This is a genomic window from Maribacter sp. UH1 (genome assembly GCF_056839145.1).
Genome location: NZ_CM166387.1, coordinates 4,332,966 through 4,355,775 on the forward strand (window position 1 = coordinate 4,332,966; position 22,810 = coordinate 4,355,775).

Below are 22,810 nucleotides of genomic sequence, written 5' to 3' on the forward strand. Positions count from 1 at the left end.
TTATCTGAATTACTTCAATTTCTCCCATGTTTTATCAGATGTAAGTTTAAAACTACCAACATAGTCAAAGTTACATTCCTGAGGTAAAATCAATGATAGAAATGTACTTTCATCTTTTGCTTTATACAAATGGTATTCTTTACCAACAATAGGCTCAAAGCTAAATTTAGCACTGTATACAAGATTATTGTATTCAAAATTATCCATCAGTTTTTTATACGATTCTTGTAATGCTTCATATTCTGCTTTAAACTGATTATTGGCACTTACAATATGCGTATTCTTCCAAGAAGTTACGTCTGGAGGAGTGATTTTTGGAGCCGATACTCCTGTTGCAAAAGGTGATAGTTTACCATGATACTCTTGAGTATCTTCATTGAAAACTACATTATCTGGTTTCTTTTCTTTTTTCATAGCCCTACAAATTTAAAGAAAAGCAAGCATTTATATCTTGCTAGATTATTTACGTATGGGTATCTTCCATTTTTCAATTCCAATTTTAATAACACTATTTAATTCTAATGGATTTTAAGTCTTGCCTTTACTTCATTTTATTGTGTTCGCTTTTTTCGTGTAATACGGAAAAGCCTTCTAGAGAAGTTGTTCTTTACAATAGCTATTGCGCTAGCTGTCATGTAGCTCCAGATATTCAATCATTACCTAAAAATATTTGGCAAGACTATGTTTTACCAGAAATGGGAGCTAGAATGGGTATTATTACTCCAGAAAAACATCCTTACTACAAATTACCTTTTCATGAACAGATTGCTGTAATAAAAACAGGTGTTTATCCTTCAAAACCATTGATACCTTTAGAAAATTGGGACTTATTACAAAAGTATATTATTGAGCTTGCACCAGATAGTTTAAATAATGACAATGCCATTGCAGAAAGTACACCGCTATCTCAATTTAAAACCATGCCCATTAGTCTTGATAGTATGGGAGGTAGCTTAATCACTTACATAAAAATAGAAGACGATTCAAAAAATATAATTACGGGTACTCGTAACGGGCAGTTAAACGAGTTTAACCTTAATACAAAGTCTTCTAAGTTATTAGGAGATTTTGATTCTGCCATAATTGATGCTAGAATACTTAAGGATAGTATTTATGTCACAAATATGGGTAAGATGGACCCTAATGAAATTCCTAGAGGGCAATCTGTATTGCGCCATGGTAATGCTACCGCAGTTTTACAAGATTCATTACATAGACCCGTACATACTATGTATTCTGATTTGAACAATGACGGAAATGAAGAAATTGTTATTAGCGAATTTGGAGATTTAAAAGGGAAACTGACTTTACTGCGAAAAGATAATTATGGTTTTTATAAAGAAAGAACGCTATTAGATTTACCAGGTACATTAAGGGTTATACCTAAGGATATGAATAAGGATGGCAAAGATGATTTAGTGGTCATGGTGTCGCAAGGTGATGAGGCTGTTTATATTTTATATCAAGAGGATAACTTAGAATTTACAGCCGAGAAAGTAATACGCTTTAGTCCGGTTTACGGTTCTAGTTGGTTTGAATTGGTAGATTATAATGGTGACGGATATGATGATATCATTACCGTAAACGGCGATAATGCCGATAAATCATTTGTAAACAAACCATACCACGGTATGCGTATTCATATGAATGACGGTGAAAATAATTTTGAGGAAACCTATTTTCATCCTTTAAATGGCGCAACACGAGTAATAGCAAATGATTTTGATCAAGATGGTGATTTAGATTTGGCTCTCTTAGCTACTTTTCCTGATTATGAAAACCATCCAGAATATAATTTCGTGTATTTAGAGAATATAAACACTGAGCAATACCAATTTAAGCAGCAGCACTTTAAAGATATTAAAATGGGGAGGTGGTTCTTAATGGATGCTGCCGATATTGATGCGGATGGTGATGAAGATATCGTGTTAAGTTCACTTACTTTTTCTTTTACGCCTGTACCAGAATATTTAGAAAAAGCGTGGAAAGAAAGTAAGACGGATCTTTTAATTTTAGAAAATAAGCTACATTAGTAGGTATGATAAAAAGATCATCTATTATAATAATCTTGATAATAGCTTTAAGCTGTTCAGAGAAACCTATGGATGATAAGTATAATTGGGTTCCTATTAATGTTACCGCAACTGCGTATAACTCCCTGCCATACCAAACGTCTTATGAACACCCAGCTATTACTGCATGGGGAGATTCTATAAAACCCGGTCAAAAATGGATTGCTGTTTCTAGAGATTTATTAAAGAAAGGATTAAGCTATAATACCATGGTGAAGATAGATACCTTTGATGGTATATTTTTGGTAAAAGATAAAATGCATTCTCGTTGGCGCAACCGTATTGATATTTACATGGGAGAAGATGTAAAGAAAGCCAAGGAATGGGGTAGACGTAAAATTACCATATCATACGCTGTTGCTAAGGATAGCTTAGAAATTTTTGAAGAATGAAACATCTTATTATTTACCTTTTATTTATTTGTATTTTAACTGCTTGTTCTTCCTCCAAAACTATTGTGGAGCACCCCATTACGTTTAATGAGGAACGTAAAATATTAACTGTAGAATATCTGCAAAATAGATATGGTTTGGAGCAAGATTCTCCGGAAATTGAACCTAAAATGATTGTTTTACATTGGACGGTCATTCCCACTTTCGAAAAATCATTTGAAGCCTTTGACCCGGTAACCTTACCTAATTGGAGACCAGATATTAAAAATGTAAGCGGCTTAAATGTATCTTCTCAATTTATGGTAGATAGAGATGGTACTATATATCAGTTACTACCAGAAACTACCATGGCGCGCCATGTCATTGGTCTCAACCATTGTGCCATTGGAGTGGAGAATGTTGGTGGTACTGAAGAGCTACCTTTGACAAAAGCACAGTTGAATTCTAATATTTGGCTGGTAAAGTATTTGAAAGATAAGTACGATATCGATTATTTAATCGGACATTATGAATACACCCTTTTTGAAAATCATCCACTCTGGTTAGAAAAAGATGAAGGTTATAGAACTGTGAAAACTGATCCGGGAACCGAGTTCATGGGCAAGGTCAGAAAAGCGGTCAAGAAATTGAATTTTAAAGAGTTACCAAAGACAAAATAACATTAAAATAGAAGAACTATAAATGAAAAAATTATTACTCTCCATACTAAGCTTATGCACGTTTTCTGCAATTGGGCAATCAGATAATATTACCACTCAGTTGTACGACACTTATGAGAATTACAAAGAAAGTACCATTGGTAAAAGGCGAATTAAAAGAAACGACATACAACCCCTTATTGATAGGTTTTCTGCCAATGCTAAATTTAAAGTAGGTAACGTAGGTAAATCTATTGGCGGTAAAGATTTAAGCTTGGTAAGCATTGGAACAGGCGAAACCAATGTTTTTCTTTGGTCTCAAATGCATGGGGATGAACCAACGGCTACACAAGCTATTTTTGATATTCTTAATTTCTTTGATAGTGCTGATTTTAAAGCAGAGAAAGATGCTATTCTTACCAATCTTACCGTTCATTTTTTACCAATGCTCAACCCTGATGGAGCCGAACTTTACCAACGTAGAAATTTGTTAGGGATAGATATTAATAGGGATGCGCTGCGTTTACAGTCCCCAGAATCTCAAACCTTGAAAAGAGTTAGAGATAGTCTTAATGCCGATTTCGGATTCAATCTTCATGATCAAAGCACGTATTATAATGCGGAACGTACGGAAAAACCAGCTACAATCTCTTATCTAGCTCCTGCTTATAATTATGAAAAAGATATTAATGAAACTCGTGGTAATGCCATGAAGATTATTGTTTTTATGAACGATATTCTTCAAAAATATGCTCCCGGGCAAGTAGGTAGATATAATGATGATTTTGAGCCAAGAGCTTTTGGGGATAATATTCAAAAATGGGGGACGAGTACTATTTTAATTGAATCTGGCGGATTTCCCGAGGATGTTGAAAAGCAAGAAATCAGAAAACTGAATTATACCTCTATTTTATCTGCCATTTATACTATCGCTCAAAAGTCTTATGAAGCTATCGATATTGATGAATACGAGAAAATTCCGGAGAATGATAGAAAGCTGTTCGATTTAAAAATTGTTGGCGCAAACTACGAACTTATGGGTAATACCTATAAAATAGATATAGGTATGAACCAGATTGAAGTTGATTACCCTGACCATAACTCTTTCTGGTATAGTAGTAGAATTTTAGATCAAGGTGATCTATCAACGTATTATGGTTACGAAACGTTAGATGCTACTGGTTATACAATCAAACAAGCAAAAGTATACCCAAAGACTTTAAATAACTTTAACGATGTACAAGGATTAAATTTTACCGATATATTAAAACAAGGTTATGGATATTTGCGTTTATCATCCTTCCCTGCTAAAAATATTAACTCACCTTACCCTGTTCATTTAATTGGAGAAAAATATACAGTTCCAGAATTGAATTTAATGCCGGGAATCAACCCGACTTTCTTCTTAGAAAAAGACGGAGTTATAGCTTACGCGGTAATTAACGGATTCTTAGTAGACCTTAATAAACCTCAGATTCAAGTACCAAATGCAATGATATTTAGATAATAAATTTAATTTTTAAGCATAAAAAAAGGGAAGCAATGCTTCCCTTTTAATGTATATAGAATTGTAATTCTTACATAGCATCTTCTGCATCTAAAAGAGCAAAGAATTTATCTAAGTTAGGTAAGATGATAATTTTAGTTCTTCTGTTTTTAGCCATGTTTTCTTTAGTGTCATTTTCTACTAAAGGTAAGTAGCTACTTCTACCTGAAGCTATTAATTGAGAAGGATCAACATCATACTCTTTCTGTAATTTACGTACAATAGATGTAGCACGTTTTACACTTAGATCCCAGTTATCGGTAACCATAGGAGTGTTGATTGTTCTAGAATCCGTATGACCTTCAACCATAACTTCCATACTTGGCTCAGACTTAATTACGTCAGCCAATTTTTGTAAAATGTTGTTTGCTTTGCTGCTTACATTATAGCTAGCTGTGTTAAATAATAACTCATCAGAGATATTGATCATAACAACAGTCTTATCAATACTAACATTGATATCTTCACCTTCTTCAGAAATTGATTGTTTCAATTTATAAGAAACAGCCAAGTTCATTGAATCTTGTAGTGTTTTTGCACCGGCTAATTTTGCTGGATCAACATTTTTCAATGTATTTCTCATCTTAGCTTTTGTATTGTTACTCATAACGGCAACATCATCAACACTTGTGAACTGGCTATCGTTCATCTCTTTTAATGAGTTGATTTTTGAATTGTACTCTTCTACACGAGCTTCAATTTTTGTCATTTGAGCTTGTAGCTCTTCTTTCTCAACTTGGGTCTTTTGTAATGTACTTTGAGTTTGAGATAAGTTATCTTCTAAAGCAACATATTTCTTTTTAGAAACACAAGACGATAAAAGTGCTACCGATACTATAGTAACTAAGGATAATTTTTTCATTTTGTTCTTTTTAATTAATATTAGTCTAATCGGTTTTATATACGGCACAAATCGATAAACGGATGTTTAAATGTTAATATGAAAGAGCTTCGCCCTGCAAATTACTAGTGCAATGAGATGATTATCAATACGTTGTTCATTTCATATTAGAGCAAAAAAAAGAAGCATTTTCATGCTTCTTCTTATATTCTGTGTGAGAATTACTTATTCACAACCTCCTGTAAATCCGTTTGCACTAAACTTGGTTTGTACTGCTCCTTGTCTAGAACCGGTATTGATTTCAATAGCTAAATTGTTTTCTCCACTACCATCTCTTTTAGGGCTACAGTACTCAAATAAGTAAAAGCTATTGGCTCTTTCAGAAACCTTTTCAGAGATGTCTCTAAACGTTGTTTCCAATTCATCTTTATTGGTTGCAAAAACACTTGCTGTTTTACCTATAGCAGTTAAAACCTCAGTGTCTATTTCTGCTCCTAAACCAATACTGAAAAAAGAGATATTAGCATTTGCCTCATTTACTTTCTTTAAAGCGGCATCCTCCGTATAACGTGAAGCTTGATCTGTACCATCTGTAAACAATACTACAGATGCAGCACCTATTTTACCACCTTCAGTAGATACTTTTACTAAATCAGACGCGATATCAGTAGATTTTATTACCGCACCATATAAATCTGTAGAAGGGTCATTGCTGATATCATCTGTTATTCCGTCAACAGCTTCGGTAAGTTCAACTCTTGAAGATGTCAATTCATTTAACAAGTGTAATTCATCTTCACCATCAAACCAGTAGATAGCCATTTTAACGGATTCATTTGCTGTTTCTGGCATAACTGCTTCAATGAAACTAGTGGAAGCCAATTTTAATTCTTCTAAGCTACTGCTCAAAACACTATTACTTAAATCTAAAACTAGCAATGTGTTATTTGAGAAAATTTGAGAGTTTGGTGATATACGTGCCGATGATTCTGATGTAGATATCGTATTAAAACAATCGTCATTTCTACCTTGCTCATAAATTGTAAATTGATCTGCCGTTAAGCCGGGAACCGGATTTCCACCAGTATCGGATACTCTAAAAAATACAGATACTTTACCAGGTAGGGTAGTGTATTGATCTTGTATAGATAGAACCAGTTCACCTTCTTCTAGTCCTAAACAATCATCTACCACGGTACCTTCTCCTAGTCCGTCTCCTGTATTTAAGTTCAAACTAACATCATCATCTGCATTACCACAAGAAACAAATAGTGCTATCATAAACAATACACTAAAGGACTTCAAGAAATTTTTCATATTAATTAATTATAGGTTCAACTAGCAGAACGAACAAAGTTTATTTAAATTATGAGGAATGAAAAAATAAATGTTAAAGATTGTTAAAGCCGAAGAAATTAGGTATTTGAAATTATGTGAACACCTTTATTTATTTGGCTTTAAGACGAATAAGCTTTAGGAATATATGCATTAATTTTAGTACTTTAGAAGGTGTAAAATCTACGGTTAATGACTCACGAATTCAAGAAAATAATTAAGGAGTACAGCATTGCTAAATTGGCAAATTTGAAGTGTGTCCTTGCAACTGTCGTAGATTTAGATGGTTCTTCTTATCGGAAACCTGGGGTTCGCATGCTTATTCGTGAAGATGATGTAATGATAGGTGCAGTTAGTGGTGGTTGTGTAGAGAAAGAAGTTTTGTTTCAAGCACAATCGGTATTTGAGAATGGAATTACAAAATTAATGACCTATGATGGTAGATTCAGATTAGGTTGTGAAGGTTTACTTTATATCTTATTGGAATCCTTTTCACCAGAGGAGGCTCTTATTACGGAATTTAATTTCGTTATAGAAAATAGGAAATCGTTCAAGCTTAACACATCTTACATAAAAGAATATGGAGATTTAGAAGGATACGGTACATTTATAAGTCTAAATTCTGTTACCTATACATTTAATTCTAGTACTAAGGAACAACAAAATAGTCTACACTTTTTGCAGACATTAGAACCTTGCCAACGCCTTTTATTGATAGGAGGTGAGCATGATGCGGTTCAACTAGCTCATTTTGGATTGGGTATGGGATGGGAAGTGAACGTTGCCGTAACACCAAAAGAGAATAAAACTATTGCTGATTTTCATGGCATTGATAGATTATTAGACTTTGAACCAGAAGAATTTCCTGTTGAAACAATAGATAAGAATACCGCTATTCTTTTAATGACACATAGTTATGTAAAAGACTTGAAGTATTTAATAAGATTAAAAAATAGTAAACCTACATATTTAGGAATTTTAGGACCAATTAAAAGAAGGGAGAAATTGCTATCTGAATTATTGGAACATGATATGGATATTGACTTAGATTTTGTTGAGAATATTCATGGTCCTGCAGGATTAAATATTGGAGCTGAAACGCCGCAAGAAATAGCAATATCTATTCTTGCGGAAATATTGACCGTAATTAGAAAAACACAACCTGTAATGTTGAAAGACAAATTGAAATCTGTTCATTGAAGAAAGATGTGCATATAGCAGTTCTTATTATGGCAGCTGGTGCTTCTAGCAGAATGGAAGGCATCAAGCAGTTAATGCCATGGAAAGATTCTAATTTCTTAATGGAAACCATTAAAACTGTTCAACAGACCAATGCAACATCAATTCATGTCGTACTAGGTTCAAACGCTGAATTTATTAGTGCTGAGTGTAGCTTGAAGGAAAAAAATATTGAAATAATCGTAAATTCTAATTGGGAAAATGGGTTGGGCGAAAGTATTGCCCACGGGGTTAAAGTGTTACTTAAGCAAACACCTAGCTTGGAGGGTGTTTTAATTTGCCTTGCAGACCAGCCATTATTGAGTTCTGTATACTTAGATTCATTAATTGAAGAGGTTACAAAAAATCCATTAAAAATCATTGCAACAAACTATCATAAAAAAGTGGGTGTACCCGCATTGTTTCCTAAATTGCTGTTCGAAAAATTAACTACTTTAAAAGGAGATTTCGGTGCCAAGGAAATTTTAAACAATGAAGGCAATGCAATTATTTCTTTGGAGGCAGCAGATCAAATGATTGATGTGGACACAAACCTAGAATACCAAAATCTATTAAAGCGAACCAATAACACACTTAACACCTAATATGATCAAATTAAAATATACCGTTTATGCTATACTAACGTTAGTACTAACTACTACTATAACAGCCCAAGAAATGGGTTTTGAAGAATATAACCCTACATCTACGTTGGTGGTGCCTGGTGGCGAAATAACTAAAGCTAAATTTCCTTTTATAGACGTTCATAGCCATCAACGAGATATGTCAGTTGAGGCTTTAAACGGATTAATTTCTTATATGGATGTTATGAACGAAGCCATAATGGTGAACTTGAGTGGAAGGTCTGGACCAAGTCTCAAGGAGAAAATTGATAATATCAATAAAAGTTACCCTAATAGGTTTGTAGTTTTTGCCAATGTAGATTTTGAAGGAGCAAAAGATATGGAATGGGGAAAACAGGCTGCAGCCCAATTAGAACAAGATATTAAGAACGGAGCTAAGGGATTAAAGATTTTTAAAAGTTTAGGATTACGTAATAAAGATGCAGACGGTAATCGTTTGGCAATAGATGACCCCCGTTTAGACCCCATTTGGGCTAAATGCGCAGAAATGGGAGTACCGGTATTGATTCATGCTGCTGACCCAAAGTCTTTTTGGGATGATATGGATGCTGATAACGAACGTTGGTTAGAATTAAAAACGCACCCTAGAAGAAAGCGTACAGCTACTGACCCTGCGCCTTTCGAGCAAATTATTCAGGAGCAACATAACGTATTCAAAAAACATCCGAATACCAAATTTATAAATGCTCACATGGGTTGGCATGCTAACAACCTTAAAAAATTAGGAGAGCTATTAGATGAAATGCCAAATATGAATGTGGGTATATCTGCAGTAATTGCAGAGCTTGGTAGACAACCTCAGAATGCTAGGGCATTCTTTATTAAGTATCAAGACAGGGTACTGTTCGGTAAGGATAGTTGGAAACCAGAAGAATTCCCTACGTACTTTAGAGTATTGGAAAGCAACGATGAGTATTTTCCTTATTATAAGAAATATCACGCATTTTGGTCCATGTACGGATTGAACCTACCTGATGATGTGCTGAAAAAACTATATTACCAAAATGCGTTAAACCTAATTCCAGGATTAGACGCATTGCTGTTTAAATAGTAGTTATACTTTTTTAAGTACAACGGCTTCGGCAACTACCGGAATATCTTTTACATCTTGAAAAATACCACATGAGACCTCTTTCTTAACTAAACTTCGTGTGGTTTTTCTCTTGGTCAACGCTTCAATTTCTGGATTTAAGAACTGCATACCTTATATTTATTTTTTTACTAAAACGCACATACATGTCTCATGTTGTATGAGTTAGCATGTTTTTACTTTAATTTAAAAAAGAATTTACTTTAAAGTGTGACAAACTGTGTAAAAGGCATACTAATGGGTAAATAGATTTTTATAAATGCAAAAAGAAGAAGTCTTTACTGAATTAATACAAGAGCATCAGGCATTGTTATATAAGGTGACTTCAATCTACACCGAAAACAAAGAAGATCAAGAAGACCTGTTTCAAGAAGTGGTCTACCAGCTTTGGAAATATATTAACTCTTTTCGTAACGATTCAAAAATAACAACTTGGATGTATCGCGTAGCTATGAATACTTCAATCACATTTATTAAGAAAAAAAAGAGAAGACCAGATTCGGTCCCCATTGCAGATGTTTTTTTAAAGCAATCAGATACTAATGATGATGCGTATGACGAGCGATTAAAACTACTTTATCAGCATTTAAAGCATTTAAACACCTTAGAAAAAGGACTTATTTTTCTCCTATTAGAAGGTAAAAGCTATAATGAAATAGCAGACATTACAGGCTTGAGCGCCAGTAATGTCGGTACAAAGATATCTCGAATAAAAAAGAAATTAAAAACGAACATGACAAAACAATAATCATGGAACTAGAAGAATTACAGTCCGCCTGGACACAATTAAGCGATGAACTAAATCATCAAAAAAAATTAACGAATAAAATCATATTAGACATGACCAAACAGAAATATCAAAACAAATTCACTACCATTACAAAGTATGAAACCTTAGGCGCTTTTGTCTGTTTTGCCATTGCATTTTTTGTTATTCTAAACTTTGGTAAATTAGATACGTGGTATTTGCAAGTTTGTGGCATACTTACTTTGTTATTTTTAATTGTACTACCTGTTATGGTGCTAACTACCTTAAAAACAATAAAGAACATTGATATTTTAAACGGCTCATATAAAGACAATTTAAAGTTTTACTTAAAGACTAAGAATAGACTTTTAAAATTGCAACAAGTAGGTATAGCTATTGGTTTTGTTGGACTCTTCTTTATAGTACCAGTTACATCCAAAATTATTTCAAATAAAAATGTCTTTCTAACCAGTTTAAAAACAGAACAATATGTAATATTTGCTATTACTATGATTGCTATGGTGTTTTTCTGCAAATGGGCATATAATGGTTACCTTAAAGTAACCCGTTCTGCACAAGAACTATTACAAGATTTAGAGTAGTTTTTACTCGGTAAGTTTCTTTTGAACGTAATTTAAAATCAACATCCAATTCATCTTTAGTAGGAGGGAAGCCGTAGGTACGTTATCGTCTGCAATTGCTGAAATAATGGATTCATGTTGATTGTCAGATTTGTTATAGAAGGAGTCATCATTTGTAAAGGCACGTTCATAAAAAAAAATACGTGTCTTTAGATCATGTAGTATTTTTAAAGCCAAGTCATTTTTGTATTTTTTGGTCAATAACCTATGAAACTCCAAATCTGCCTGAATTCTAGAAATAGCATCTTTGGCATTTTCAAATACCTCTTGCTGTTCCTTAAGTTCAATAATATGTTCTTCGGTAAACTCTGAGTTTTCAATGGCCATGACCTCTAAATTTGCAACCAACTCATACAAATCTTCAGCCTCTTCTACATCTAATTCTGCTATTATAAATCCTCTATTGGGTACGGCTTTTATAATATGGGATTGTTGTAATTGGGTTAAAGCCTCTCTAATAGGAGTAACACTAACTTTTAAATGCCGTGCTAACGCTGCTAAATTAATGGTCTTTCCTGTTTTAAGATTACCTGTTGTCATTTCAGATAACAGATAATCCCGTACTTGATCTCTTAAGTTCATTTTTACCAGCATACATCAAATATAATATATCGTATACGATTTAAATCGTTTTACTCATAACTTTTATAATCAAGTTATATTTCATCGAAAATACAGCGTTAATATGCCTTCTATCAATACTATAATCCATTATTGAACGTTCCAAGAGTTCAACCTACAAATAAGAAAAAATGAAATATTTAAAATGGATATTCAAAAAGCCTATTATATTAATTACTGTTGTAGTTATTGGTTATAGCTGTAGTGATGATGATACTGTTAATGAAGAAGTTAGTCTGACCCAATCAGATTTGAAGGCAGTATTAGAAATTGATGAAATTACCAATGGTGTTGACTTAGCACTTTTTAATTTAAATGCCAATGCTGAATCTACTGGTAAATCTTACAGTTTTGATTGTTATTCTGCCGTATATTCAGAAACCGGTTATGTTGCTACATTTAATAATTGTGTACTTAATGGTACTGAGAATGTAAATGGGGTGCTTACCGTAACTTATGATTTAGAGGATCAATCTGGTTCCTTTACTGCAAGTTATGATGATTTCTATATCGGAGACATAAAAATTAACGGTTCAAGGTCGTTCGTATTTACCTCTAATATAGATAGTAGTGCAATAACCTTTGAGGTTACCAGTGATATGATTGCAGAGATGGAAGATGGTTCTATTATTTCTGATAATGGCGTAAGGGCTACTACTTTAATTTTTGGAGAAGTAACTACTACGTTTAGTATTACGGGGAATTGGACAGTACAATATAAAGGGAACACCTATAATGTTACTGTAAATAATGCACTAACCAGCGCTATTATCTGCTCTTATGTATCTGGAGGAGATATGGATTTAACAAAAAACGGATTAACAGTTAATGTTGATTTTGGAGATTCTACATGTGATGATGTAGCTACGTTAACTTACCCTAATGGAGTAGTAGAGGAGATTACATTAGAAGATTAAAACAATAATTTTAAAAGAAAAAAAAGGATAAGGCCTACAGGTTTTATCCTTTTTCTTTTTTAGACTTAATCTCCGTCTAATTTATCCGTGTCTATTTAAATACAATTTGAAATAGAAGCCCATATTTAGATTTACATAAATTAGTGGGTATGATTTCTACTCGCAACCCATTGAATGCGTTTGCTGTTTTTAAAACTTGAGAAAAATGTATTTCTTCTAGATTCTGTCGGTGTGTTTCTGATAAAAGTTCTCATGAAGCTCGTTTTTTAGTCGGTGATTAGCCGAATTGATTAATGATTTAATTTTGAATGATGTATTCTTAGTGTGTATGATGTCTAGACGCTACCCATTGTATTCGTTTACTGTTTTTAAAATTGGTAAAAAATGAATTCCTTCTAGATTCTGTTGGTGTGTTTCTGATGAAAGTTCTCATAATGTTCGTTTTTAGTTTCGGTGATTAGCCGAGTGATTGATGAATGATTGATGTTTTACTAATGGGTATGATTTCTTGATGCTACCCATTGTACTCTTTTACTGTTTTTAAAACTTGAAAAGAAAGTGTTTCTTCTTGTTTCTGTCGGTGTGTTTCTGATGAAAGTTCTCATAATGTTCGTTTTTTAATTGGTGATTAGCCGTGTGATTGATGAATGATTGATGTTTTACTAATGAGTGTGATTTCTTGATGCTACCCATTGTACTCTCTTACTGTTTTTAAAACTTGAAAAGAAAGTGTTTCTTCTTGTTTCTGTTGGTGTGTTTCTGATGAAAGTTCTCATGTTATTTGTTTTTAGTTTCGGTGATTAGCCGTGTGATTGATTAATGATTGATGTTTTACTAATGGGTGTGATTTCTTGATGCTACCCATTGTACTCTTTTACTGTTTTTAAAACTTGAAAAGAAAGTGTTTCTTCTTGTTTCTGTCGGTGTGTTTCTGATGAAAGTTCTCATGATGTTCGTTTTTAGTTTCGGTGATTAGCCGTGTGATTGATGAATGATTGATGTTTTACTAATGAGTGTGATTTCTTGATGCTACCCATTGTACTCTTTTACTGTTTTTAAAACTTGAAAAGAAAGTGTTTCTTCTTGTTTCTGTCGGTGTGTTTCTGATGAAAGTTCTCATGATATTTGATTTTTAATTGATGATTAATAATTTTCTTATACTTACAAGACGACGAATGTTTTATTTTGTTACAGTACTATGTATAAAAAGGTACTATTTTTAACAAATTAATTTTATATTTTTCATTCAAAATACTAATAATCAGCATTTTATATTTTTTATCAAAAAATTAATTTTAACAATTCTTTTTCAATTTTCATTTATTCTATAAATAATGAAGTAGGAGAATGGGCAAAAAACATTAAAATTTTGCTTTATATAGTGATGATATATTCAATTTAAATGGAAGTAGCTTAAAACTTTGATAGTTTGAGTCCCTCTAATGCTAAATAATTGAAATACAAATCATATCTTTGTAGAACTTTAAAGGGATGCACATAATTCTTGCAATGACCTTACAACAAACGGAATAATAGTTTACTCAAAAACTTACCGTTCGTTATACACGTCAACACGTATTTCAATTCCTTTATTGCAAAATCTATTATTATCATTAAAATTACGAATGGCAAAATCGCAACAAACATTTAATAAAACTGAAAAAGAAAAAAAGCGCTTAAAAAAGCGTGAAGAAAAGAAGAAAAAAATGCTTGCTCGTAAAGCAGCTGCAAAAGAAAATGGTACTTCTGGTATTCCATTGGCTTATGTAGACTTCAACGGTAACTTAGTTGACACACCACCGGACCCTTCAATGAAGGTGGAAGTAGAGGCTGAAGATATTGTTTTAGGTATTCCTAAGAAAGAAGAAGGTGAAGTTGAAGAATTTGATCCAGTAAGAAACGGAAAGGTTTCTTTCTTTGATACTACTAAAGGCTTTGGTTTTATCATAGACGCAGAGAACAATGAAAAATACTTTGTTCATGTTAGTGGTCTTATTGATGAAATTATGGAAAACGACAAAGTTTCTTACGAGTTAGAAAAAGGCATGAAAGGCATGAACGCCGTTCGTGTTAAGAAGATTTAGTTCTAAATATTTTTAATGGTGAAAATGCAACGCAACACCGTTCTGGTAGTATTGTCATTTTTTGCCATTTATTTCATTTGGGGATCCACCTATTTATGGAATAAAATTGCAGTAACGGAATTACCTGCCTTTATGTTGGCAGGTATTCGTTTTGTTACAGCTGGTAGTCTAATCTTTATCATATCTAAGATATTAGGCTTCTCCCTTAAAATTACCAAACAGCAATTCAAGAATACTATTCTTGCAGGTTTTCTATTCCTAACATTTGGGAACGGAGTAGTTGTATGGGCGTTGAAATTTGTAGACAGCGGCTTTGCTGCATTAGAAGTTTCTGCACAGCCATTAGTTGTTTTACTAATGATGCGGATTTTACAAGGCAAGAAAATACAACCTATGTCCATTATTGGAGTGATCTTGGGTATTACCGGTATTTCTCTCCTAGTTGGTCAAGATGATATTATTGCCCAAGACGGTGCTGTTTTAGGTATGGTACTCATATTTATATGTATGCTTAGTTGGTCTTATGGTAGTTTATTTGTTGGTAAGGCAGATTTACCTAAAAATTTCTTTGTGAATACTGGATATCAAATGCTTACAAGCGGAATTTCATTATTAATCATCAGTACTTTATTTGGTGAAGAATGGATATCTCCTGTTCACTGGAGCACGCCTGTTATAACTTCCATGTTGCTACTAATTATTTTTGGTAGTATTGTCACCTTTACTGCCTTCAATTATTTGCTACGAATAGTTTCGCCAGAGAAAGTGGCCACATCCTCATATGTAAACCCAATTGTAGCTATGCTTTTAGGTTGGTATTTTCTAAATGAGGATATTACTTTACAATCTGCAATTGCATCGGCTGTGCTTTTAACGGGAGTCTACTTTATAAACAGCAAAAAGAGTCTTACTATTTTTTCCCGTTTTTCAGGAAAGAGAATTCCTAAGAAAGCGGTGGAAAATCTGAAATAGGTACAACATGATTAGGTTGCATTTTTTCTAATGCTATATTACCAATTCTTACCCGTATTAAACGTAATGTTGGAAACCCTACGGCTGCCGTCATTTTACGCACTTGACGAAACTTACCTTCCGTAATTACAATACGTATCCATGAGGTGGGTCTGTGTCTACCAATTCGTAATTGTACATCAGCATCGGGCAAGGCAGGAGGTTCGTTTAGTATTATTACATTACATAGTTTGGTCATATACTTTTTACCAAATATGCCAATAGTTACTCCTTCAGATATTTCTTTTATAGCTTCTGTGGTTATCAGACCATCCAGCTGTGCTAGATATTCTTTTTCTATACCTGCTCTATTTATAGTATCGCTTAATTTTCCATCAGTGGTCATTAACAAAAGACCTTCAGATTTTTCATCTAATCTACCTACTGGCATTATTCCCTCTGGAAAATCATGAAGTTCTGTCAAAAATCGTTTTTTGCGACGTTGACGGTCTTCACCAGAAGTCATTTGACTTAGCATACCTACTGGTTTGTACACTTTATAATGTAAATGTTCCAATAATTTATACGCTTATGGTTAATATAGTTTACACATGGTCGCAAAAGGTACCCTTTTTAACCCATGTATTAGTAATGTTTTGCGGAGAATGTTACCTTTGTAAACTCCAGAGAAGATTTTATGCAAGAGACAGTTTTTGAATTACAAGATAGAAAGACCGACAAGGAACTTTACAGCTATCAACAAGGAGCTATTCAACAAATTTTTGACAAGTTCGATTCAGAACGAGAAGATTATCACCTTCTATACCAATTGCCTACCGGTGGTGGTAAAACAGTGATTTTTTCAGAAATGGTACGTCAATACCTCAAAAACCACAATAAGAAGGTTTTGGTAATGACGCATCGTATTGAACTTTGTAACCAAACTTCTGCCATGCTTACTAGTTTTGGCGTTGTTAATAAAGTAGTAAACAGCAAGGCTAATCTTGATGACCATGAACGTTACAGTTGTTATGTAGCCATGGTAGAAACCTTAAACAATAGGTTGAACGATGACCAACTAGATATTTCTGATGTTGGTTTGGTTATTATTGATGAAGCTCACTATAATTCTTTCACAAAACTTTTTAAGTTCTTCGAAAATTCTTTTGTTCTTGGTGTTACGGCAACCCCGTTAAGTTCTAACAAGGACTTACCAATGAACAAAAACTATGATGAGCTTATACCAGGTGAAACCATAGAAAATCTTATTGCCAATGATTTCTTGGCAAGAGCGGAGGTATTTCAGTACGACATGGGACTTACGTCTCTTGAAATTGGATCTAATGGTGATTATACCGTAAAATCTTCGGCTGATCTATATACAAGCCCTGCAATGTTAAGTAAGCTATTAGAAGCTTATACCAAACATTCTAAAGGTAAAAAGACATTGATTTTCAACAATGGTATTGAAACCTCTATACAGGTATACCATACTTTTCAAGCTGCTGGTCTAAATATTATGCATCTTGATAATACTGCTACCAAAAAGCAGCGTAAGCAAATATTAAAATGGTTTAAAGAAACACCTGATGCTATACTAACATCCGTAAGTATATTGACCACAGGTTTTGATGAGCCTACTATTGATACTATTATCTTAAATAGGGCAACAAAATCTCTTACTCTTTATTATCAAATGATCGGTAGGGGTTCTAGGGTTTTGAATAACAAATCTAAATTTACGGTTATAGATTTAGGTAACAACCTTTATCGTTTTGGACCATGGGGTGCAGATTTAGATTGGGGAGCTATATTCAAGTCTCCCAATTTCTACATGGACCGTATTAAGGATGATGAGGATATTGAAAGTGATTTTAAACTTGAGCTTTCCGAAGAAGTAAAAGCAGAATTCAAGAACTCAGAAGACACTTATTTTGATATTAAAGAAACTTACGAAACGGCAACGTTTGCAGGGGAATCTTCAAAAGTTGTTTTAGAACGATCCATTGCACATCATGCTTATATGTGTATTGAAAATAGTGAAGATGTTTATGATGCACTAGCTTTAGCAAAATTGTTAAAGGAAGATATTGATAATCGTATTCATGTATATGGAAAATGCATAAGTAAGAGTACATATAATTTCTTAAGCTGGCTGAAAGATGATTACCAAAAAAAATTGAATGCTTACTTACGTGAAAATTTCGATAGGGTATTTGAAGATATTCACGGGCATCCGCCAGAAGATTAATCAAAGAAAATAGTTTTCTATTTCCATAGATATTATAAAAACGAAAAGGGCTGTTCTTAAAGAACAGCCCTTTTTATTTATAGCTAATTACTTCTTATTCAACAATAAGACTGTATTGCGGAGTTGGGTTTAAAGGGCAGAAATATACATATTCTCCTTTTTCCAATTTTGTAGCTTTAGAATGACCTACAGTATTATTTTTAACCGCAGCTGTTACATAAGCCGTTTGGATATGATTTTCTGGTTTAGATGCATCCATACCTTTTTTAACCAAAACTAAACCAACGTCTTTACCCACGTTGTTGTTCGCAACATCAAAAACATAAGTTCCTTCGCTAACTGTAATTGATTTTTGTGTAAACTCACCAGTTGTTTGCTCTAAAGCAATTTTCTTAACTGGTTGCTTCATCATTTTGTCTTGAGCGTTTGCGTTGAAAGAAAATGCTAATACGATTACTAAAATTGATAATACTTTTTTCATGTGTTTAAAATTTAGTGAGCTTTTGCTCTAATGGATAGATTAATAATTATTGTTTGTAAAATTGTATTTATAAAGCAACTGCTTCAGGAAAATCAACTGGCACCTGAGTAGTGCTATGTATGTAGTTTGATATTGTCTTGTCACCTACTAATGAAATGGTGTCAATTAAATTTGCTTTTGTATAACCAGCAGCAAAATAATTTTCTAAAACTTTTTCATCTGTACGTCCTCTATTCTCTGTAACGTTTTTTGCTAATTGAGCCAAAGCATCCAATTTGGAGTCAAAAGATGCTTTACCTGCTCTTAGTTCAAGAATTTGGTCATCAGTAAATCCGTTCATTTTACCTATTGCCGTATGTGCAGACAAACAATAGACACAGTTATTTACTTCACTAACCGCTAAATTGACAACTTCTTTCTCTTTAGCTGATAATGATGTTTTTGCGTTGGCAAAATTCAAGTAGTTTTCTAATGCCGTATCACTATTTGCATATGTTGCATATAAGTTAGGAACAAAGCCCAAAGCTTTTTCTAAATTATCGAAAATCGCTTTATTGTTTTCGCTTACATCTTCTCTTGTTGGTATATTAAATGTGCTCATATTTTTATGTTTAATTATTATTGATTTGTTCTTTAAATTATCTGGTACAAAGGTAGCTTCGCTATGGAACTCTTATTATGTAGAGACTTCCTTTCTACATGTCAATTTTTCCTTTATAAAAAAGAACCGAATGCTTTTGTTAGTCTTGAAGTACTATCAGAATCACAATAGTAATCTGACAAATGATTATGTTGACAATGCTTATCTACATTGATAGTGTTAGGTATAACCGTTTTCTTAGAGGTAAATATTTCAATTAAATTGAAGATTGATTTGTGTTTTAAGTTCATGTCTTTGATGTTTTAATTCTACACTACAAAGATCTAGGTATTAAGAATCTTAAAACGGGCAATTTTACCCGAGGTATTGTCAATTTTTCCCTAAAATGATTTTTTAAGTTGTTTCTTGAAATCAGACGGAGATTGCTGAGTTTGTTTTTTAAATAAGCGACTTAAATGAGAGGCATCTTCAAAACCAATTTCATAAGAAATTTCTTTTGTGGTCTTATCTGTATAAATAAGTAATCTCTTTGCTTCAAGAATAATACGCTCATGAATAATTTGTAGGGGAGTGGTATTAAATTTTGAGAATGTGTTGGAGAGTGTTTTTGGAGATTTAAATAACTTATCGGCATAAAAAGCAACCGAATGTTCCGATTTGTAATATTCTTCAACCAGCAAATTGAAGTTTCTGAGCAAATCTACTTTGACATCATTGGTAGCTTCGCTAAACCCTTCTTTTGCTTTAAGTAGTCGCGTACTCATAATCATAAAACGAGCCATAAGCATACGAAGCATTTCTGCTTGAATGGTATCTTCAGTTTCTAGCTCATCAACAAACACCTCGTGCAGCGTATCAAACTTTCGTTGTTGTTTTTCTTCTAAATCTATAACGGGAATATGTGCATTACTAAAAAACAATAAGCCAGCGCAGCTAACTTCTTGATCATGGTCTTTTATACAGTAAAACTCTCTGTTAAATTGATAGACGATCAAATTACTGCCTTCTGTATAATGTAAGAACTGAATTGGTGTTAATGCCAGTAAACTGTTTTCAGAAATGGTATATGGAACACCATCTACTTCTATAGAAGCTTTTTGATTTGTGGTTCTTATAAAGATATAGATTCCGGCTTGCTTTGGTTTTCTATAAGATTCTAGTAATAATTCATTACCAATTTTCAGTAATCCACCGGTACTAAAATCTTTAAAAACTTCTTGCATGCTGCCTTGGTCTAAAAAAAGGATGATTCATTACAGAAGTAACAAATCATCCTTTTAAAATCTTTTTAGAACAACTCTTTAAAATCTAACAGCAACCTTACCTCTTAAATAAAACGGAGTACCAGGTGTAAAATGAATTTCTTCTACTGATGCGGTTTCGTTGAACAGTCTACTTTCTGTAGCAAACTGAGTTTCGTTCCATTCGGTATCGAATAGATTTTCAACAATTACACCAACTGTCCAATTATTGATATGGTAGTTTAGGTTTAAATCTGTTACAAAATAACCCTCTGCAACAATACTATTATCTTCATTAGCCGCTCTATCACCTAAATATCTATAATTCAAATTACCTGAAAAATTACCAATATCACTAAAAGACAATCCGCCTACAGCAGTAAAATCTGGTGCTAGTGGAATATAATCTTCCCCATCAGCTTCTTCTGTACTTCTAGCATAGGTATAATTAACATCACTATATAAATATAACCAATCTAACATTTGATATCGTGCACCAACTTCTACACCAACTCTTCTAGTTTTTCCACTTGGTTCAACAATACCTGCATCACCAACATATACAAACTCTTGATCTAAAAATAAGCCCCATAAGGTTGCGTTCAACACCAATTTATCCACTGGCTTCACTATAGTTCCAAAATCAACACCATATGCTCTTGGAAGAATATCTCTACCTTCGTTTTCCGTAACTACACGGGCATCGTTTGAATGAAAACCTAAGCCAGTTTTCAAGAATAACTGCCAGTCTTTATTTACTGAATAAATAGTGTTCAATTTAGGACTCACTATAGCCTTGTTTTCGCTTTTATTATCATATAATTCACTCAGTTTGTTTTCATAGTCAAAGTTGAAATAGTCGAACCGAACGGACGGATTAAATGTCCAGTTACCTGTTTTGTATTCACCGTCAACAAAACCGTGCATATTGGTTTCATCTACATCACCAAAGGCATATTGTTCTAAAACCGTCTTCCTGTTTAAAGTATGCTCTAAGGTTACATCATCTACGTTATCGTTTCTAAATCCTATTCCCGCAGAATATTTAAACCTGTCATCTGCACCAACGGCTATATCTATTTGTTCAAAGACAGTTTCAGCTCCCATTATGGTTCTATCTTCATACTGGCGTATTTGATCTCCATTTACTGGGTCTTCTAAAAAGAAGGTGAAATTTGAGAACAACTCAAAATCATATTTACTGACAAAAGCCCTTGTTTTTAAAAATTGATCTTCACCTAAAAATTTAGTATGGTTCAACATTAAATTTGTTCTACTAGTTTGTCCGCCTTCTGTATCATCTATAGCACCAAAACGACCTATTATTCTTTGGTCAATTGCGCGTTGTGGAATTTGTCCAGAAGCATCCCACTTACTTTGAAAACGCGATGCAGTTAAAGTTAATTCCTCTTTCCCTATATCCTTATAATTATATCGTCCTAGAATATTTACACGGTTAAAATTCTGTGGAGAATCAAATGGGCCGTCAGTTAAATATACCTCAGATGCTACATATGCGCTACTCTTACTGCTTTCTAAAACATTGAAAAGACCTACAAATCTGTTTGTATTAAATTGTCCCGCTTCGTAAGAGACCATACTCTTATCAATGCTTTTCTTAAGACTCAAATCTACATAACCGGCTGTATTGAAATCGCCTTTGTCCGCGTAATACGGACCTTTACCAAAGTTGATATTATCTATAGTTTCCGGTATTACAAAGTGTAAATCGGCATACCCTTGACCATGTGCATGAGATACCATATTTACCGGCATACCATCTACACTTATGGCTACATCGGTACCGTGATCAATATCAAATCCTCTTAAAAAAATCTGCTCAGCTTTACCACCGCCGGCATGTTGACCAATTAACAGACCCGGCACTTTTCTAAGAATCTCTTGAGAGGATTTTACAGGGTCGTTCTGTACATCTACATTCACAATTCTACTCATGGCATCAACTTTAGAAACGACCACAACCTGTTCTAAATTAATACTAGATTCTTCTAAAGTGATATTTATACCCTCTTTTAAATGGTCTTGATTTACTACAAGAATAAATGTTTTAAATCCTAAATTAGAAAAATAAACAGAGTCATTTACCGATGTAGAAGTGAGCGAAAATGTACCTGATAAATTTGTATGGCTATGTTCACCTGAAGTCTGATTAAAGATTCCTACGTTTTCTAAAGCAATACCTTCGGCATCGGTAACATTACCTTTTAAAGTTTGGGCATTTACAACTGTTGTCGCACTCAATATAAAAATACATATGGTAAGTTTTAGTGCCCATTTACGGCTATGAATCATAAAATAATATTTTGGAAAAGTTGTCATTATCTCTACCTACGATAAAAATCTAGAAAGGTTTTTTTTTAGAATAACAAAAATAAAATATTGGTGAAGCAATCTATTTTTTATACGTTTTATAACATTGTTTTAACGATTAGAGTCAATAAACTACTTGTTATTATTTGAACTTTGTACGACAAAAA

General features: G+C 33.4%; 24 protein-coding genes. 13 read left to right on the forward strand and 11 right to left on the reverse strand.

The window, feature by feature from the left end; genetic code table 11:
* Positions 1-9 precede the first annotated feature (9 nt).
* A complete protein-coding gene (locus tag UH1x_RS18775) occupies positions 10-414 on the reverse strand; it encodes a DUF2452 domain-containing protein (protein WP_482623514.1) in 405 nt (134 codons plus the stop codon).
* A gap of 107 nt (positions 415-521) precedes the next feature.
* Between UH1x_RS18775 and UH1x_RS18780 the strand changes: the two genes are divergently transcribed.
* From UH1x_RS18780 to UH1x_RS18795, 4 genes are read left to right on the forward strand one after another with little or no spacing between them, the layout of a single operon-like run.
* Positions 522-2,033 (forward strand): FG-GAP repeat domain-containing protein, encoded by a 1,512-nt coding sequence (locus UH1x_RS18780; RefSeq protein WP_482623516.1) that lies wholly within the window; start codon positions 522-524, stop codon positions 2,031-2,033.
* A 5-nt stretch (positions 2,034-2,038) separates the two neighbouring features.
* On the forward strand, positions 2,039-2,464 hold the full coding sequence (locus UH1x_RS18785; protein ID WP_482623518.1) for a 3D domain-containing protein: 426 nt from the start codon (positions 2,039-2,041) through the stop codon (positions 2,462-2,464).
* On the forward strand, positions 2,461-3,123 hold the full coding sequence (locus UH1x_RS18790) for an N-acetylmuramoyl-L-alanine amidase (protein ID WP_482623520.1): 663 nt from the start codon (positions 2,461-2,463) through the stop codon (positions 3,121-3,123). Before UH1x_RS18785 ends, UH1x_RS18790 begins: the two co-directional genes overlap by 4 nt.
* 22 nt (positions 3,124-3,145) lie before the next feature.
* Positions 3,146-4,609, forward strand: a complete 1,464-nt coding sequence (locus UH1x_RS18795; RefSeq protein WP_482623522.1) for a M14 family metallopeptidase — start codon at positions 3,146-3,148, stop codon at positions 4,607-4,609.
* Positions 4,610-4,679: 70 nt separating this feature from the next.
* Here the strand turns inward: UH1x_RS18795 and UH1x_RS18800 are convergent, their stop codons facing one another.
* A complete protein-coding gene (locus UH1x_RS18800) occupies positions 4,680-5,510 on the reverse strand; it encodes an OmpA/MotB family protein (RefSeq protein WP_396634487.1) in 831 nt (276 codons plus the stop codon).
* Positions 5,511-5,714: 204 nt separating this feature from the next.
* Entirely contained in the window at positions 5,715-6,806 is a 1,092-nt protein-coding gene (locus UH1x_RS18805) for a vWA domain-containing protein (protein WP_482623524.1), read from the reverse strand.
* 210 nt (positions 6,807-7,016) lie between these two features.
* Here UH1x_RS18805 and UH1x_RS18810 point away from each other — a divergent pair, with 210 nt between their 5' ends.
* The 3 genes from UH1x_RS18810 to UH1x_RS18820 are packed head-to-tail and all read left to right on the forward strand — an operon-like array spanning position 7,017 to position 9,737.
* Positions 7,017-8,024, forward strand: coding sequence for an XdhC family protein (locus UH1x_RS18810; RefSeq protein WP_482623526.1), 1,008 nt, complete (start codon positions 7,017-7,019; stop codon positions 8,022-8,024).
* A complete protein-coding gene (locus UH1x_RS18815; protein ID WP_482623528.1) occupies positions 8,021-8,647 on the forward strand; it encodes a nucleotidyltransferase family protein in 627 nt (208 codons plus the stop codon). Before UH1x_RS18810 ends, UH1x_RS18815 begins: the two co-directional genes overlap by 4 nt.
* Position 8,648: 1 nt before the next feature.
* Entirely contained in the window at positions 8,649-9,737 is a 1,089-nt protein-coding gene (locus UH1x_RS18820) for an amidohydrolase family protein (protein ID WP_482623530.1), read from the forward strand.
* A gap of 3 nt (positions 9,738-9,740) precedes the next feature.
* Here the strand turns inward: UH1x_RS18820 and UH1x_RS18825 are convergent, their stop codons facing one another.
* Entirely contained in the window at positions 9,741-9,887 is a 147-nt protein-coding gene (locus UH1x_RS18825; protein WP_482623532.1) for a hypothetical protein, read from the reverse strand.
* A 148-nt stretch (positions 9,888-10,035) separates the two neighbouring features.
* On the opposite strand from UH1x_RS18825, the gene UH1x_RS18830 reads away from it, so the two are divergent.
* Positions 10,036-10,524 carry an RNA polymerase sigma factor gene (locus UH1x_RS18830; RefSeq protein ID WP_482623533.1) on the forward strand — a complete coding sequence of 163 codons (489 nt, stop codon included), beginning with the start codon at positions 10,036-10,038 and terminating at the stop codon, positions 10,522-10,524.
* 2 nt (positions 10,525-10,526) lie between these two features.
* Complete coding sequence (locus tag UH1x_RS18835; RefSeq protein WP_036154390.1) at positions 10,527-11,126, forward strand: hypothetical protein; 600 nt, start codon at positions 10,527-10,529, stop codon at positions 11,124-11,126.
* 3 nt (positions 11,127-11,129) lie between these two features.
* On the opposite strand, the gene UH1x_RS18840 is transcribed toward UH1x_RS18835, so the two are convergent.
* Positions 11,130-11,747, reverse strand: coding sequence for a GntR family transcriptional regulator (locus UH1x_RS18840; protein ID WP_482623536.1), 618 nt, complete (start codon positions 11,745-11,747; stop codon positions 11,130-11,132).
* A gap of 170 nt (positions 11,748-11,917) precedes the next feature.
* On the opposite strand from UH1x_RS18840, the gene UH1x_RS18845 reads away from it, so the two are divergent.
* The 3 genes from UH1x_RS18845 (at position 11,918) to UH1x_RS18855 (ending at position 15,759) form a co-directional block, all read left to right on the forward strand.
* On the forward strand, positions 11,918-12,703 hold the full coding sequence (locus tag UH1x_RS18845) for a hypothetical protein (protein WP_482623538.1): 786 nt from the start codon (positions 11,918-11,920) through the stop codon (positions 12,701-12,703).
* Between the two features lie 1,625 nt (positions 12,704-14,328).
* On the forward strand, positions 14,329-14,787 hold the full coding sequence (locus tag UH1x_RS18850) for a cold-shock protein (protein WP_482623540.1): 459 nt from the start codon (positions 14,329-14,331) through the stop codon (positions 14,785-14,787).
* A gap of 18 nt (positions 14,788-14,805) precedes the next feature.
* Positions 14,806-15,759 (forward strand): EamA family transporter, encoded by a 954-nt coding sequence (locus tag UH1x_RS18855; RefSeq protein WP_482626527.1) that lies wholly within the window; start codon positions 14,806-14,808, stop codon positions 15,757-15,759.
* On the opposite strand, the gene UH1x_RS18860 is transcribed toward UH1x_RS18855, so the two are convergent.
* Positions 15,731-16,315 (reverse strand): pseudouridine synthase, encoded by a 585-nt coding sequence (locus tag UH1x_RS18860; RefSeq protein ID WP_482623542.1) that lies wholly within the window; start codon positions 16,313-16,315, stop codon positions 15,731-15,733. The genes UH1x_RS18855 and UH1x_RS18860 overlap by 29 nt on opposite strands.
* Positions 16,316-16,435: 120 nt before the next feature.
* Here UH1x_RS18860 and UH1x_RS18865 point away from each other — a divergent pair, with 120 nt between their 5' ends.
* Complete coding sequence (locus UH1x_RS18865) at positions 16,436-17,989, forward strand: DEAD/DEAH box helicase (RefSeq protein ID WP_482623544.1); 1,554 nt, start codon at positions 16,436-16,438, stop codon at positions 17,987-17,989.
* 94 nt (positions 17,990-18,083) lie between these two features.
* Here the strand turns inward: UH1x_RS18865 and UH1x_RS18870 are convergent, their stop codons facing one another.
* From UH1x_RS18870 to UH1x_RS18890, 5 genes are all read right to left on the reverse strand, one after another.
* Complete coding sequence (locus UH1x_RS18870) at positions 18,084-18,470, reverse strand: hypothetical protein (protein ID WP_036154402.1); 387 nt, start codon at positions 18,468-18,470, stop codon at positions 18,084-18,086.
* A gap of 67 nt (positions 18,471-18,537) precedes the next feature.
* The gene (locus UH1x_RS18875) at positions 18,538-19,071 is read right to left on the reverse strand and encodes a carboxymuconolactone decarboxylase family protein (protein WP_482623546.1); all 534 of its coding nucleotides are present in this window, start codon (positions 19,069-19,071) and stop codon (positions 18,538-18,540) included.
* Between the two features lie 113 nt (positions 19,072-19,184).
* On the reverse strand, positions 19,185-19,361 hold the full coding sequence (locus UH1x_RS18880; protein WP_405414746.1) for a hypothetical protein: 177 nt from the start codon (positions 19,359-19,361) through the stop codon (positions 19,185-19,187).
* A 90-nt stretch (positions 19,362-19,451) separates the two neighbouring features.
* The gene (locus tag UH1x_RS18885; RefSeq protein WP_482623548.1) at positions 19,452-20,294 is read right to left on the reverse strand and encodes a helix-turn-helix domain-containing protein; all 843 of its coding nucleotides are present in this window, start codon (positions 20,292-20,294) and stop codon (positions 19,452-19,454) included.
* Positions 20,295-20,372: 78 nt separating this feature from the next.
* Positions 20,373-22,625 (reverse strand): TonB-dependent receptor, encoded by a 2,253-nt coding sequence (locus UH1x_RS18890; RefSeq protein ID WP_482623550.1) that lies wholly within the window; start codon positions 22,623-22,625, stop codon positions 20,373-20,375.
* Positions 22,626-22,810 lie beyond the last annotated feature (185 nt).